The sequence below is a fragment of the Sphaerotilus sp. genome (genome assembly GCF_034519685.1).
Classification (GTDB): domain Bacteria; phylum Pseudomonadota; class Gammaproteobacteria; order Burkholderiales; family Burkholderiaceae_C; genus Sphaerotilus.
Genome location: NZ_JAXHOF010000006.1, coordinates 353,931 through 367,592, shown reverse-complemented (window position 1 = coordinate 367,592; position 13,662 = coordinate 353,931). Strand labels below are relative to the sequence as shown.

General features: G+C 70.3%; 11 protein-coding genes. 8 read left to right on the top strand and 3 right to left on the bottom strand.

What is annotated here, in order from left to right:
* The first annotated feature begins 47 nt into the window (after positions 1–47).
* Genes U5O44_RS12755 through U5O44_RS12725 form a run of 7 tightly spaced genes read left to right on the top strand, consistent with a single transcriptional unit; the run spans position 48 to position 4,956 of the window.
* Positions 48–1,223 carry a DegT/DnrJ/EryC1/StrS family aminotransferase gene (locus U5O44_RS12755; protein ID WP_322588844.1) on the top strand — a complete coding sequence of 392 codons (1,176 nt, stop codon included), beginning with the start codon at positions 48–50 and terminating at the stop codon, positions 1,221–1,223.
* 54 nt (positions 1,224–1,277) lie between these two features.
* Positions 1,278–1,487, top strand: coding sequence for a hypothetical protein (locus U5O44_RS12750; protein ID WP_322588843.1), 210 nt, complete (start codon positions 1,278–1,280; stop codon positions 1,485–1,487).
* On the top strand, positions 1,484–1,726 hold the full coding sequence (locus U5O44_RS12745) for a type II toxin-antitoxin system HicA family toxin (RefSeq protein WP_322588842.1): 243 nt from the start codon (positions 1,484–1,486) through the stop codon (positions 1,724–1,726). The genes U5O44_RS12750 and U5O44_RS12745 overlap by 4 nt, the downstream gene beginning before the upstream one ends.
* A complete protein-coding gene (locus U5O44_RS12740) occupies positions 1,726–2,313 on the top strand; it encodes a sugar transferase (protein WP_322588841.1) in 588 nt (195 codons plus the stop codon). The genes U5O44_RS12745 and U5O44_RS12740 overlap by 1 nt, the downstream gene beginning before the upstream one ends.
* A 54-nt stretch (positions 2,314–2,367) precedes the next feature.
* On the top strand, positions 2,368–2,625 hold the full coding sequence (locus U5O44_RS12735) for a FitA-like ribbon-helix-helix domain-containing protein (RefSeq protein ID WP_322588840.1): 258 nt from the start codon (positions 2,368–2,370) through the stop codon (positions 2,623–2,625).
* Between the two features lies 1 nt (position 2,626).
* Positions 2,627–3,091, top strand: coding sequence for a PIN domain-containing protein (locus U5O44_RS12730; RefSeq protein WP_322588839.1), 465 nt, complete (start codon positions 2,627–2,629; stop codon positions 3,089–3,091).
* Positions 3,088–4,956 (top strand): polysaccharide biosynthesis protein, encoded by a 1,869-nt coding sequence (locus U5O44_RS12725; RefSeq protein ID WP_322588838.1) that lies wholly within the window; start codon positions 3,088–3,090, stop codon positions 4,954–4,956. The genes U5O44_RS12730 and U5O44_RS12725 overlap by 4 nt, the downstream gene beginning before the upstream one ends.
* Here U5O44_RS12725 and U5O44_RS12720 read toward each other — a convergent pair.
* Positions 4,938–7,313: a putative bifunctional diguanylate cyclase/phosphodiesterase gene (locus U5O44_RS12720; RefSeq protein WP_322588837.1), complete on the bottom strand. Its 2,376-nt coding sequence runs from the start codon at positions 7,311–7,313 to the stop codon at positions 4,938–4,940. The genes U5O44_RS12725 and U5O44_RS12720 overlap by 19 nt on opposite strands.
* A gap of 87 nt (positions 7,314–7,400) precedes the next feature.
* Positions 7,401–9,470: a putative bifunctional diguanylate cyclase/phosphodiesterase gene (locus tag U5O44_RS12715; protein WP_322588836.1), complete on the bottom strand. Its 2,070-nt coding sequence runs from the start codon at positions 9,468–9,470 to the stop codon at positions 7,401–7,403.
* A gap of 220 nt (positions 9,471–9,690) precedes the next feature.
* Here U5O44_RS12715 and U5O44_RS12710 point away from each other — a divergent pair, with 220 nt between their 5' ends.
* Complete coding sequence (locus U5O44_RS12710) at positions 9,691–10,719, top strand: GGDEF domain-containing protein (RefSeq protein ID WP_322588835.1); 1,029 nt, start codon at positions 9,691–9,693, stop codon at positions 10,717–10,719.
* On the opposite strand, the gene uvrA is transcribed toward U5O44_RS12710, so the two are convergent.
* The gene (gene uvrA, locus U5O44_RS12705; protein ID WP_322588834.1) at positions 10,668–13,625 is read right to left on the bottom strand and encodes an excinuclease ABC subunit UvrA; all 2,958 of its coding nucleotides are present in this window, start codon (positions 13,623–13,625) and stop codon (positions 10,668–10,670) included. The two genes, U5O44_RS12710 and uvrA, sit on opposite strands and share 52 nt — an antisense overlap.
* Between the last annotated feature and the right edge of the window lie 37 nt (positions 13,626–13,662).

Below are 13,662 nucleotides of genomic sequence, written 5' to 3'. Positions count from 1 at the left end.
CTTGCCTTGGTTTAGCATCCCCGCTGCCCTTGCCGCTCTGACCGCCCATGACCGACGCCGTTTCCCCCACCCCGCCCTTCCTGCCCTTCGCCCTGCCCGAGATCGGCGACGAGGAGATCGCCGAGGTCGTCGATGCCCTGAAATCCGGCTGGGTCACCACCGGCCCGAAGACCCGCCGCTTCGAGCAGGACTTCGCCGCCTACCTGGGTGCGCCGGACATCGAGGCCATCGCCGTCAACTCGGCCACCGCCGGGCTGCACCTGGCGCTGGAAGCCCTGGGCATCGGCCCCGGCGACGAGGTCATCACGACCACCCACACCTTCACCGCCACCGCCGAAGTCGTGCGCTACCTCGGCGCCGACGTGCGGCTGGTGGACATCGACCCGGCGACGCTGAACATCGACCCCGCGGCGATCGAGGCCGCGATCACGCCGCGCACCAAGGCGATCATCCCGGTGCATTTCGCCGGCCTCGCCGTGGACATGGACGCCGTGCTGGCCATCGCCCGCCGCCACGGCCTGAAGGTGGTCGAGGACGCCGCGCACGCGCTGCCGACCACGCACGGCGGCCAGCTCGTCGGCACCCTGGCCAGCGACGTGACCGTGTTCAGCTTCTACGCCAACAAGACCATCACCACGGGCGAAGGCGGCATGGCCGTGACGCGCGACCCGGCGCTGGCGGCGCGGATGAAGGTCATGCGCCTGCACGGCATCAACCGCGACGCCTTCGACCGCTTCACCGCCAAGGTGCCGAGCTGGTACTACGAGATCGTGGCGCCGGGCTTCAAGTACAACCTGACCGACATCGCCGCCGCGCTGGGCATCCACCAGCTGAAGCGCGCCGAAGGCTTCCAGCGCCAGCGCGTGCAGCTCGCCGCGCTGTACGACACGTTGCTGGCCGACCTGCCGCTGACCCTGCCGCCCCGGCCAGCCAACGGCGACCGGCACTCGTGGCACCTCTATGTGGTCCGCCTGACCGACGCCGCCCGCGTCGACCGGGATGCGGTGATCGAGGCGCTGTTCCGGGCCGGCATCGGCTGCAGCGTCCACTACATCCCGCTGCACCTGCACCCGTACTGGCGCGAACGCTACGACCTGCAGGCCAGCGACTTCCCGCACAGCCAGCACGCCTACGAACGCATGTTCACCTTGCCGCTCTACACGCGCATGACCGAGGACGACGTGCGGCGCGTGGCGGCGGCGCTGCGGCAGGCGCTGCGCTGAGCAGGCCATCGCGATCCACAATACCGGCCACCACGTCGTCGCCAGGAACCCGCCATGCAGACCGAAATCCTCTTCACCGTCGAGGAAGCCCCCGAGGGCGGCTACCTCGCGCGCGCCTTGGGGCACAGCCTCTACGTGCAAGCCGATTCGATCGAGGATCTGCACCACCAGGTTCGCGATGCCGTGCAGTGCCATTTCGATGAAGCCGACAAGCCTCGGCTCATCCGCTTGCACTATGTCCGCGACGAGGTGCTCGCGGCGTGAAACTGCCACGTGATCTTTCCGGGCTGGACCTCGCCCGCGGGCTGGCCCGGGTGGGTTACACCATCACCCGCCAGACGGGCAGCCACATTCGGCTGACGCTCCCGGACGAACCGCAGCACCACATCACCATCCCGGCACACCAGCCACTGAAGGTGGGGACGCTGGCCGCCATCCTGTCCGATGTAGGGACCAGGCTGCACCTGGGGCGCGACGCGCTGCTGGGTCAACTCAAGCTGTGATGGCCAAGCGCCTGCTCGACCTGCTGCTGTCCAGCCTCGGCCTGGCCGTGCTGGCGCTGCCGCTGGCGCTGGTCGCGCTGGCGATCAAGCTCGACTCGCCCGGCCCGGTGTTCTACCGGCAGGTGCGCGTCGGCCGCTTCGGGCGCGAGTTCCGCATCCACAAGTTCCGCACGATGACGCACGACCCCGCCGACCGCGGCCCGCAGCTCACCGTCGGCGCGGACGCGCGCATCACCCGCGTCGGCGCCGTGCTGCGCCGTACCAAGGTGGATGAGCTGGCGCAGCTGTTCGACGTGCTGGAGGACACGATGAGCCTGGTCGGGCCGCGGCCGGAGGTGCCGCGCTATGTGGCGCTGTACCCGGCGGCGCTGCGCGAGAAGGTGCTGTCGGTGCGGCCCGGCATCACCGATTTCGCCTCGATCGAGTACCGCGACGAGAACACCTTGCTGGCGCAGAGCCGCGACCCGGAGCGGACCTACCGCGAGGTGGTCCTGCCGGCCAAGCTGGCGCTGCAGGCGCGGTATGTGGACGAGGCGGGGGTGTGGACGGACCTGAAGCTGATCGGGCGGACGCTGCGGGCACTGTGAGCGGCCAGGGCATCGGCCTAGAATGTGTGCATGCATTGCATTCAGGAGGTACCCATGGGCATGCTGACGATCCGCAACATCGACGACGAGCTGAAGACGCGACTGCGACTGAAGGCCGTCGAAAACGGCTGCTCGGTCGAGGAGACGGTGCGGGTGATCCTGCGCCAGGCCACCGCCGCCAATGCGCCCAGCATCGCACCCCCGGGTGCCGATGCGTCGCGTGCGGCCGCACGGCGGCGTCTGCTGGCGCGGCTGGCGCAGCAACCCGCGCAGGGTCCGATCACCTGGACACGCGACGAGCTGTACGACTGACATGCGCCTGGCCATCGACACCAATGTGCTCGTCTACGCCGAAGGACTCGGCCACGATCCCCGCACCCCGCAGGCGCTGCACCTGCTGTCTGTCTGCACGGACAACCCGGCCATGGACGTCGTGCTGCCGGTGCAGGTGCTGGGCGAGCTGTTCAACGTACTGACACGCAAGCTGCGACTGCCCGTGCCGGAGGCCCGCGAGCGGCTGCAGGGCTGGGCCGACAGCTTCAGCGTCGCCGATGCCGGCTGGGCGACGTTCCAGAGCGCCATCGACCTCTGCGACGCCCACGGTCTGCAGTTCTGGGACGCGCTCATCCTCTGCACAGCGGCGGATCAGCGTTGCCGCGTGCTGCTCAGCGAAGACTTCCACACCGGCTTCACCTGGCACGGCGTCACGGTCGTCAACCCCTTCACCACACCCGTTCATCCGCTCTTGCAGGACATCCTGACCCCTCCCGGCGCATGACCTGGCACGCCCTCGACACCCTCCTCACCCGCATCCGCCCGCACCGCGAGCCGCTGGCACTCGTGCTCGATGCGCTGATGATCGCCGCCTGCTGGAACATCACCTACCTGTTCCGCCTCGGCTTCGAGCGCTGGCAGAACGCCCGGCCGGACTATGACGGCTGGGTGCTGGTCTGGGTGCTGGGGGTCTATCTGGCGGTGTTCGCGCTGCTGAAGGTGCCCAAGGGCATGTGGCGCTTCTCGGGTTTCGGCGAGATCCAGCGGCTGACGATCGCCTGCAGCCTCGCCGGCATGGTCACCGCCGTGGGCGTGCTGATGGCGCAGCTCGCGCAGGTGCCGCGGGCCGTGCTGGCCTTGCACCCGGTCATCACGCTGATGGGGCTGGCGATGGTGCGGATCGGCTACCGGATGCTCTACGAACACATGCGTGGCCGCATTTCCGGCTCGATGCACGAAACCCGCCGCGCCCTCGTCCTGGGCGCCGGGGATGCCGCCAAGCTGCTGATCGCCGGCATCCAGCACCACGGCTGGGTCGTGGTCGGCCTACTCGATGACGACCCCCGCAAGCACGGCGCCCGCATCGGCAACGTGCCCGTGCTCGGCCCGCTCGACAGCGCCACCCGCTGGAGCGAGGTGCACGGCATCACCCATGTCATCGTCGCGATGCCCTCGGCGGCGCCCGAGCGCCGGCGCCGCGCGCTCGACCTGGCCGCCGCGACCGGCCTGCCCGTCGTCACGGTGCCGACGACCGCCGAGCTGCGCGAAGGCCAGGCGGTGGCGCAGGTGCGCGAGATCGAGCCCGAAGACCTGCTCGGCCGCGCCCCGGTGCAGCTCGACGAGGGCGGCATCAGCGAGTGCCTGTCGGGCAAGGTGGTGCTGATCACCGGCGCGGGCGGCTCGATCGGCTCGGAGCTGTGCCGGCAGGTGGCGCGCTACGGGCCGCTGCGGCTGGTGCTGTACGAGCTGAGCGAGTTCGCGCTCTACCGCATCGAGCAGGAGCTGACCGAGGCCTACCCGCACCTCCCGCTGGTGCGACTGGTCGGCGATGTGCGCGACCCGGAGCACCTGCGCGCGACCTTCGCCCGGGTACGGCCGCAGGTGGTGTTCCATGCGGCGGCGTACAAGCACGTGCCGCTGATGGAGGACGACAACGCCTTCGCCGCGGTGCGCAACAACACGCTGGGCACCTGGCGGGCCGCCAGCGCGGCGGCGGCGGCGGGCGCCGAGCGCTTCGTGCTGATCTCCACCGACAAGGCGGTCAACCCGACCAACGTGATGGGGGCGACCAAGCGCGCCGCCGAGATGGTGATCTCCCAGCTCGCCGCACAGGTCGCCGCCGCCGGCGGGCGCACGCGCTTCATGGCCGTGCGCTTCGGCAACGTGCTCGGCTCCTCAGGCAGCGTGATCCCCAAGTTCAAGGAGCAGATCGCCCGGGGCGGCCCGGTGACGGTGACGCACCCGGACATCACGCGCTTCTTCATGACGATTCCCGAGGCGGCGCGGCTGGTGGTGCAGGCCGGCGCCATCGGCGAAGGCGGGCAGGTGTTCGTGCTCGACATGGGCGAGCCGGTGAAGATCGTCGACCTGGCGCGCGACCTGATCCGCCTGAGCGGGCACACGCTGGCCGAGATCCCGATCGCGTTCAGCGGGCTGCGGCCGGGCGAGAAGCTCTACGAGGAACTGCTGGCGGACACGGACGCCACGCTGCCGACACGCTTCGAGCGGCTGCGCATCGCGCGGCTCGACGACCGCGGGCAGGACGTGCAGGCGCTGCTGGACTGGGCCGCCGAACGCTCGACCGCGCCGGACGACGAGGTGCGCGCGCGGCTGGCGCGGCTGGTCGAGGGCTACCGCCCGCCCACCTGAGCGGGCACCGGCAGTGCCGCCACCGGCACCGGCCGCGAGAACCGGAAACCCTGCACCCGCTCGCAGCCAAGGCCGCGCAGGGTCTCGGCCTGCGCCGCCGTTTCCACCCCTTCGGCCAGCGTCTTGAGACCGAGGCCGTGTCCGAGCTGGAGGATGGTGCGCAGGATCGTGTCCGCCTGCGGCCCGCCGACGGCGAGTGCCGCGATGAAGCTGCGGTCGATCTTGAGCATGTCGATCGGCAAGGTCGCCAGGTAAGCCAGCGAGGAATACCCCGTGCCGAAGTCGTCCAGCGCGATGCCTACGCCCAGCGCCCGCAGCGCATGGAGCTGCGCCTGCGCCCGTGCCGGCTCGGTCAGCAGCGCGGTTTCCGTGATCTCCAGTGTCAGCCGGCGCGGCGGCAGGCCGGTGCGCGCCAGCACCTCGGCGAACGAGCGGACCAGGTCGCGGCTGCCGAGCTGCACACCCGAGACATTGACCGCCACGCCCCAGTGCGCCGGCCACGACAGCGCGTCGCGGCATGCCCGCTCCAGCACCCACAGCCCCAGCGGCACGATCAGCCCGGTGTCCTCGGCGATGCGGATGAATTCCTCCGTCGGCATCCAGCCGCGCAGCGGGTGGTGCCAGCGCAGCAGCGCCTCGGCGCCGACCACCTCGCCGCTCGCCAGGTCGTGCTGCGACTGGTAGTGCAGCGACAGCGCGCCCTGCACGGCATCGCTGCCCTCGGGTGTCGTCGCCGCCTCCAGCGCCGCCCCCAGCCCGCGGATCACCGCCGTGCGCCGCGCCAGCCGCCCGCTGATCTCGTCGTTGAACACCCGCACCGTGTCGCGTCCGGCGGCCTTGGCCTCGTAGAGCGCCACGTCGGCGTTCTGCAGCAGCCGGAAGGCGTCGGTGCAGGGCGGCTTGCACTCGGCCACGCCAATGCTGGCCCGCACCTCGACCCGCAGCGACGCGGTCTGCCAGGGCGGACGCAGCGCCTCCAGAAGCGCCTGCGCGAGGGCATCGCGCCTTGCGGCCGCCATCGGCTGCTCGACCAGCAGCGCGAACTCGTCGCCGCCCAGCCGCGACAGCACCGCCTGCGCCGCCGGCAGCCAGTCGGCGACACAGGCAGTCAGCCGCCGGCCGACCTCCTGCAGCAACTGGTCGCCCACCTGGTGGCCGAAGGTGTCGTTGACCGCCTTGAAGTTGTCCAGGTCGAGCAGGAACAGCGCGGGCGCTGCGGCCTCCGGTTCGGCGCCGGGCGTCTGGCGCGCGCCCAGCTGGGTGCAGCGCTGCAGCAGGACATGGCGGTTGACCAGTCCGGTGAGCGCATCGGTGTGGGCCAGCCGGTGCAGCTCGCGGGCCTGCGCCCGCACCAGCGTCACGTCGCGCACCAGCCCGCGCCAGCCGACCAGCACCCCCTGGGTGTCGAACACCGGCACCCCGCTGACCGACCAGCAGGCCGGCTCGGCCAGCCCTGCGGCCGGCAAGGCGGGGAAGACCTCGACGCCACGAAACGCCGTCGGCTCCCGCAGCCGCTGGGCCAGCGCCGCGGCGCGGTCGCCGCCCACGGCCGCCACGAAGTCCAGCCACAACAGCGCGGAGGACGAGCCCAGCCCCAGCGCCTGGGCCATCCGGTCGGCCACATGCACCAGCCGCCGCTGGGCGTCGATTTCCCAGACCCAGTCGTCGGCCTGTGACTCGAAATCGCGCAGCAGCAGGTTCACGGCCTCACGCTCCTGCTGGGCATCGGTCTCGGCACGCAGCCGGGCGCGGAAACCGGTGTCCTGCAACCAGACGCTGAGCACGATCGCCACCGTCAGCACGCCCTGCAGCAGCAGCAGATAAGCCGTCATCCGGACGTCGAACCGCGGATCGCGCAGCAAGGCCAGCGCCATGCCAACCGACATCGTCACCACGAACGCCAGCGCGGCGCCCCGAACCGTCGCCACCGCCGTGGCCCCCACCGCCAGCACACAGCACAGCATCATCCCGAGCAGGAACTGCTCTTCCGGATTGATGAGGGGAAACAGGGTCACGCCCACCCCCGCATACCCCACGCCCTGCAGCCCGCTGTGCAGGATGAAGCGCCAGCGGGTGGACACCCGCCCCAGCACCGCGGGCGGCTTGCGCCGATAGCGCAGGCTGTCCAGCGCCGCCGCGACACACACCACCATCATCAGCAAGCCGGCCCAGAGCACCGGAGGCGAGCGGGTGGCCACCGGGATCATCCAGGCCAGCAGTCCCAGCAGGCTCAGGCTGATGAGCTCGGTCAGCAGCCCCAGCCGCAGCAGCTCGCCGAGCTGGCGGACGCGCCAATGCTCACCCACGGTGTCGACCGACCAGGGCTTGGCGTTGCCAGCAGGAGGGGAAAAGTGCATGTCGATACGATCATCGGTCCCGGGTAGAACCCGCGTCGATTCTGCCATTCGTATCAGATCAGGCGCACCAGACTGCAGTACAGCAATTCACGCCGCCAGCCCCTGCCCCGCCCGCAGCAACGCCGGCACCTCCTCCGCCGGCACCGGCCGCGCGTACAGGTAGCCCTGCACCTGCTCGCAGCCGTGGCGGCGCAGCGTGTCGGCCTGCTCCGGCGTCTCCACGCCCTCGGCCAGCGTCTTCATGCCCAGCCCGCGTCCGAGCTGCACGATGGTGCGCAGGATCATGTCGGCCTGCGCGCCTTGCGGTCCTTCCGCGAGGCTGACCACGAAGCTGCGGTCGATCTTGAGCGTGTTGATCGGGTAGGTGCGCAGGTAGGCCAGCGAGGAATAGCCGGTGCCGAAGTCGTCCAGCCCGAGCCGGATGCCCAGCGAGCGCAGCGCCTGCATCCGCGTGCGCGCGGCCGCCGGATCGGCCAGCAGCGAGGTTTCCGTCACCTCCAGCTCCAGCCGGTGCGGCGGCAGCCCGGTCTCGGACAGCACCGTCGCCACGGTGCGCACGATCTGCCGGCTCGCGAGCTGCACGCCCGAGAGGTTGACGCCGATCTTGAACGCCCCCGGCCAGCGCATCACCTCGGTGCAGGCCTGGCGCAGCACCCATTCGCCCAGCGCCACCACCAGCCCCGTTTCCTCCGCCACGGGGATGAACTGCGCCGGCGAGATCCAGCCCCGCACCGGATGGCGCCAGCGCACCAGCGCCTCGAAGCCGGTCAGCCGGCCGTCGCCGAGGTCGTACTGCGGCTGGTAGAACACGCTGAGCCGGCCGCTGGGCGCGGGCGCCTCGGGCAGGTCGGGGCGCTCCAGCGTGCGCTGTGCGGCCTGCAGCGCCAGGCCCAGCTCATGGATGACCAGGTGGCGCTCGACCATGCGCTCGCCCATCGCCGCGTCGAACAGGCGCACCAGGTCGCGCCCCGCGGCCTTGGCCTCGTAGAGCGCGATGTCGGCCTGCTGCAGCAGCAGCGAGGCGGTGTGGGCCGGTCCGCTCCAGGCCGCCACGCCGAGGCTGGCGCGGACCTCGATGCACAGATCCTCCGGGGTCCACGGCTCGCGCAGCGTCGCCAGCATCGCCAGCGCCAGCGCCTCGCGCTCGACGGTGTGCATCGGCTGCTCGATCAGAAGCGCAAACTCGTCGCCCCCCAGCCGCGCCAGCACGCCGCCATAGGGACTCTCGTCCACGCAGTCCTGCAGCCGCCGGGCGACCTCCTGCAGCAGCCGGTCGCCGACCAGATGGCCGAAGTGGTCGTTGACGGACTTGAAGTTGTCCAGGTCGAGCAGGTAGAGCGACAGCGGGCTGAGCGCCTCTTCGTCGGTGGCCTCAGACGTCTGGAGCAGCGCCTTGGCGGTCTCTTCGGCACGCGACTGCAGCATATGGCGGTTGGCCAGACCAGTGAGCGTGTCCGTGTGGGCCAGCCGCTCCAGTGCGCTGGATTGCTCATGCAGCTTCGTCACATCGCGCACCACGCCGCGCCAGCCGACATGCAGCCCGATCTCGTCGTGCACCGGCACTCCGCTGATCGACCACCACAGCGCCCGCCGCACAGGACTGCGCACCTGCACCTCCACGCCGCGGAACGGTGTCTGCCCGGCCAGACAGCCCATCAGCCAGACGAGGTCGGGGGGCATCTGCGGGTCCGACCGGTCACGGAAACCCTGCTGCATGGCCAGCGAAGGCCCACCCTCGCCGAAGCGCAGCAGGCGCAGCAGCGACTCGCCGAGCAGGGCCTGCGGCGTGGCAACGCCCAGCTCACGGGCCATGCGCTCGGCCGCGTGGGTCAGGCGGCCGTCCCGATCGGCCGCCCAGCTCCAAGCATCGGACTGGGTCTCGAAATCGTGCAGCAGCAGCGCGGTGGTCTCCTGGCGTCGGGCGGCGGTGTCGCGTGCCTGGGTCTGCTGCCGGCGCTGGCGCGACAGCACGAACCACCCGGGCACACACGCCCCCGTGCAGGCCCCCAGCACGGCCCCCTGCCAGAACGGCCACGCCGCCGCATGCCACAAGGCCAAGCCCATGCTCGCCCCCATCAACGCCACGGCAGCCGCCCGCAGCACTCCCGCCGGAAAGCGGCGGACCGGGCGGGGTGGGAGGGCAGATTTGCGTGACATGTAAAAATTGTCACGGCTGGTCAGTTCAGCGAGAAGGACCGAATGCGCAGCACGCTGCGCCTCCCCTGCGGATGGGGGGACAGGTCTGGCGTTGACAAATCGCAAGGAAGCGAAGTGGGTACCAGAGTGCCCGCACTCTTGACGACCGGGCGACGCAAGGCGCTCTACCATCTCAGGACACTCGCTGGTGCCTGGCGAGGTCGCCGGAATGCCTACACCGATGAAATACCACGACAGCATGGAGCGCAGCGCCGATGTCTTGCGACAGGCGCTGCAGCTCATGAAACGCCACGGAAGTGCCCTGCACCCCGTGAATTACACGCTGTGGTACGAATACGTGCGGGGCGAAAATCCGCCGCTGCGCGCCGCGATGGACCGCTACCTCGCCCAGCACCTGCAGCTCGACGACGCGGTGGCCGAAGCGCTGCACAAGCGCTTCGTGCTCGGCAGCGGTCTGGATGGCACGCTGATCGAACGCACGGCCGAAGGCGTCTCCACCGTCCTGACCGGCATGGCCGAGTCCGCCGCCCGCGCCGGCGACCAGACCGCGCAGTACGGCAGCTCGCTGTCGCGGCTCAGTGAGGAACTCGCCGGCAGCACCCACTCGCCCGCGCTGCAGGAAGTGCTGAACACCACGCGCCAGATGCAGATCGCGGTCACCGAGATGCAACAGCGTCTGGCCGACAGCCAGAGCGAGATCGGCCAGTTGCGGGCGGAGCTGCGCAGGGTGCACGAGGAGTCCCGGATGGACAGCCTGACCGGACTGGCCAACCGGCGCGCCTTCGACCAGCAGCTGGCCACCTGCCTGGCCGAAGCGGACACCCCCGCCAGGCGCTACCAGCGCCCCAGCCTGCTGATCGCGGACATCGACCATTTCAAGCGCATCAACGACACCCACGGCCATCCCTACGGCGACCATGTCCTGCGCGCCGTCGGCACCATCCTGAAAGACACCACGCCCGAGGACTGCCTGGCCGCGCGCATCGGCGGCGAGGAGTTCGCCGTCCTGATCCCGTCGCGCAGCCTGTCGGAGTCGCGCGCGCTGGCCGAATCCGTGCGCACCCGGGTCGCCGCGGCACGCGTGCGGCGCCAGGGCCAGGAGACCGAGGCCACCAGCGTCACCATCTCCATCGGCCTCACGCTGTTCCGCCCGGGCGAAAGCGCGACGGCGTTCATGGAGCGCGCCGATCAGGCGCTCTACACCTCGAAGGACAGCGGGCGGGATCGGGTCACGGTGCTGGCGGGTTGAGCCAGCAAGCTCTTCAGAAACCGCCCCGTGTGACTCCCCTCGCACGCGGCCACCTCCTCCGGCGTCCCCGCGATCAGCAACCGCCCACCGCCGGCCCCGCCCTCCGGCCCCATGTCGAGCAGCCAGTCGGCCGTCTTGATGACATCCAGGTTGTGCTCGATCACCACGATCGTGTTGCCGGCCTCGCAGAGCTGGTGCAGCACCTGCAGCAGCAGCTGGATGTCGGCGAAATGCAGCCCCGTGGTCGGCTCGTCGAGGATGTAGAGCGTGCGACCCGTGTCGCGCTTGCTCAGCTCCAGCGCCAGCTTCACCCGCTGCGCCTCGCCGCCGGACAAGGTCGTCGCCGACTGGCCGAGCTTGATGTAGCCCAGCCCCACGTCCAGCAGCGTCTGCAGCTTGCGCGCCAGCGCCGGCACCGCGCTGAAGAAGGCGTGCGCGTCCTCCACCGTCATGCCGAGCACTTCGGTGATGTTCTTGCCCTTGTAGAGGACTTCGAGCGTCTCTCGGTTGTAGCGCTTGCCGTGGCAGGTGTCGCAGGGGACGTAGACATCCGGCAGGAAATGCATCTCCACCTTCAGCACGCCGTCACCCTGGCACGCCTCGCAGCGCCCGCCCGCGACGTTGAAGCTGAAGCGCCCGGGTCCGTAGCCGCGTTCGCGCGCCGCCGGCATCTCGGCGAACAGCTCGCGGATTGGCGTGAACAGCCCCGTGTAGGTCGCGGGGTTGCTGCGAGGGGTGCGGCCGATGGGGCTCTGGTCGACGTTGATGACCTTGTCGAAGTGCTCCAGGCCCTCGATCTCGTCGTGCGCCTCGGGCTCCAGGTGGCTCTGGTAGAGCTTGCGCGCCACGGCGGCGTAGAGCGTGTCGTTGATCAGCGTGCTCTTGCCCGAGCCGGACACGCCGGTGATGCAGGTGAACAGCCCCACCGGAATCTCGGCCGTGACGCCCTTCAAGTTGTTGCCGCGGGCGTTGACGACGCGCAGCACGCGCGGGTCGGCCTGGTCCTGCAGCCGCCGCCGCTGCGCCGGCACCTCGATGCGCAGCACCTGCGACAGGTAGCGGCCGGTCGGTGAATCGGGGTTGCTGGCGACGGCGTCGGGTGTGCCCTGCGCCATCACACGGCCGCCGTGGACGCCCGCGCCCGGCCCCATGTCCACGACGTGGTCGGCGGCGCGGATCATGTCCTCGTCGTGCTCGACCACCAGCACGCTGTTGCCAAGGTCGCGCAGGTGCTTCAAGGTGCCGATCAGGCGCTCGTTGTCGCGCTGGTGCAGGCCGATCGAGGGCTCGTCGAGCACGTACATCACGCCCGACAGCCCCGAGCCGATCTGCGAGGCCAGCCGGATGCGCTGCGCCTCGCCGCCGGAGAGCGTGTCGGCGCTGCGGTCCAGGCTCAGGTAGTTCAGGCCCACGTCGTTGAGGAACTTCAGCCGCGCCCGGATCTCGCGCACCACCTTGTCGGCGATCTCGGCCTTGGCGCCCTTGAGGTGCAGCGCCTCGAAGTAGGCGAGGCAGTCGGACAGCGTGGCGTGTTCGACCTCGAAGATCGCCTTCTGCGGCAGCTCGCCCGCGTCCGACAGGAACACATGGCGCGCCTCGCGCCGCAGCCGCGCACCGCCGCAGTCCGGACACGGCTTGTTGGCCTGGTAGCGCGCCAGGTCTTCGCGCACCGCCGACGAGTCGGTCTCGCGGTAACGCCGCTCCAGGTTGGGGATGATCCCTTCGAAGGGGTGGGCGCGCTTGACGCTGCGCTTCTTGCCGTTCGCGCCTTCGGCCGCGTAGACGAAGGTGATCGCCTCCTCGCCCGAACCGTAGAGCAGCACCTGCCGGTGCGCCGGCGCCAGCTCCTCGAATGGCACGTCGAGGTCGAAGCCGTAGTGCGCGGCCACGCTCTCCAGCGTGGAGAAGGTGTAGCCGTTGCGCCGGTCCCAGCCCTTGACCGCGCCGCTGCCCAGGCTCAGCGTCGGAAACGCCACCACCCGCTCCGGGTCGAACACGTTCACATGCCCCAGCCCGTCGCAGCTCGGGCAGGCGCCCACCGGCGAGTTGAACGAGAACAGCCGCGGCTCCAGCTCCGACAGCGAGTAGCTGCACACGGGGCAGGCGAACTTGCTGGAGAACAGGTGCTCGCGCCCGGTGTCCATCTCCAGCGCCAGCGCACGGCCCTCGGCGATGCGCAGCGCCGCCTCGAAGCTCTCGGCCAACCGCTGCTGCGCGTCCGGGCGCACCTTGAGGCGGTCGATGACGACGTCGATGTCGTGCTTCTCGGTCTTCTTCAGCGGCGGCACCTCCGCGGCCTCGACGATCTGGCCGTCCACCCGGAAACGCACATAGCCCTGTGCCTGCATGCCCTCGAACAGCTCGACGAACTCGCCCTTGCGGTCACGGACCACGGGCGCGAGCACCATCAGCTTGGTCTCCTCGGGCAGCGCGAGCGTGGCGTCCACCATCTGGCTGACGCTCTGCGCCTCCAGCGGCAGGCCGTGGTCGGGGCAGAACGGCGTGCCGGCGCGGGCGTAGAGCAGGCGCAGGTAGTCGTGGATCTCGGTGATCGTGCCGACAGTGGAGCGCGGGTTGTGGCTGGTGGCCTTCTGCTCGATCGAGATCGCGGGCGACAGGCCCTCGATCACGTCCACGTCGGGCTTGTCCATCAGCTGCAGGAACTGCCGCGCGTAGGCGGACAGGCTCTCGACGTAGCGGCGCTGGCCCTCGGCGTAGAGCGTGTCGAACGCCAGGCTCGACTTGCCCGAGCCGGACAGGCCGGTGATGACGACCAGCGCGTGCTTGGGCAGGTCGAGGTCGATGTTCTTCAGGTTGTGGGTGCGGGCACCACGGACGGAAATCAGCGACTGGCGGGCAGGCGGTACAGCCGGTGCAGCCGGCGTTCGGGGTGATTCGAGGGGCATGGCAGACAGCTTCCGGCGGCGCTAGGGCAACCGGCCA

Excerpts from the sequence above, each read along its gene's own strand:
- U5O44_RS12725 (WP_322588838.1), top strand. The coding sequence starts at position 3,088 with ATGACCTGGCACGCCCTCGACACCCTCCTCACCCGCATCCGCCCGCAC.
- U5O44_RS12710 (WP_322588835.1), top strand. The coding sequence starts at position 9,691 with ATGAAATACCACGACAGCATGGAGCGCAGCGCCGATGTCTTGCGACAG.
- U5O44_RS12750 (WP_322588843.1), top strand. The coding sequence starts at position 1,278 with ATGCAGACCGAAATCCTCTTCACCGTCGAGGAAGCCCCCGAGGGCGGC.
- U5O44_RS12715 (WP_322588836.1), bottom strand. The coding sequence starts at position 9,470 with ATGTCACGCAAATCTGCCCTCCCACCCCGCCCGGTCCGCCGCTTTCCG.
- U5O44_RS12730 (WP_322588839.1), top strand. The coding sequence starts at position 2,627 with ATGCGCCTGGCCATCGACACCAATGTGCTCGTCTACGCCGAAGGACTC.
- U5O44_RS12740 (WP_322588841.1), top strand. The coding sequence starts at position 1,726 with ATGGCCAAGCGCCTGCTCGACCTGCTGCTGTCCAGCCTCGGCCTGGCC.
- uvrA (WP_322588834.1), bottom strand. The coding sequence starts at position 13,625 with ATGCCCCTCGAATCACCCCGAACGCCGGCTGCACCGGCTGTACCGCCT.
- U5O44_RS12720 (WP_322588837.1), bottom strand. The coding sequence starts at position 7,313 with ATGCACTTTTCCCCTCCTGCTGGCAACGCCAAGCCCTGGTCGGTCGAC.
- U5O44_RS12755 (WP_322588844.1), top strand. The coding sequence starts at position 48 with ATGACCGACGCCGTTTCCCCCACCCCGCCCTTCCTGCCCTTCGCCCTG.
- U5O44_RS12735 (WP_322588840.1), top strand. The coding sequence starts at position 2,368 with ATGGGCATGCTGACGATCCGCAACATCGACGACGAGCTGAAGACGCGA.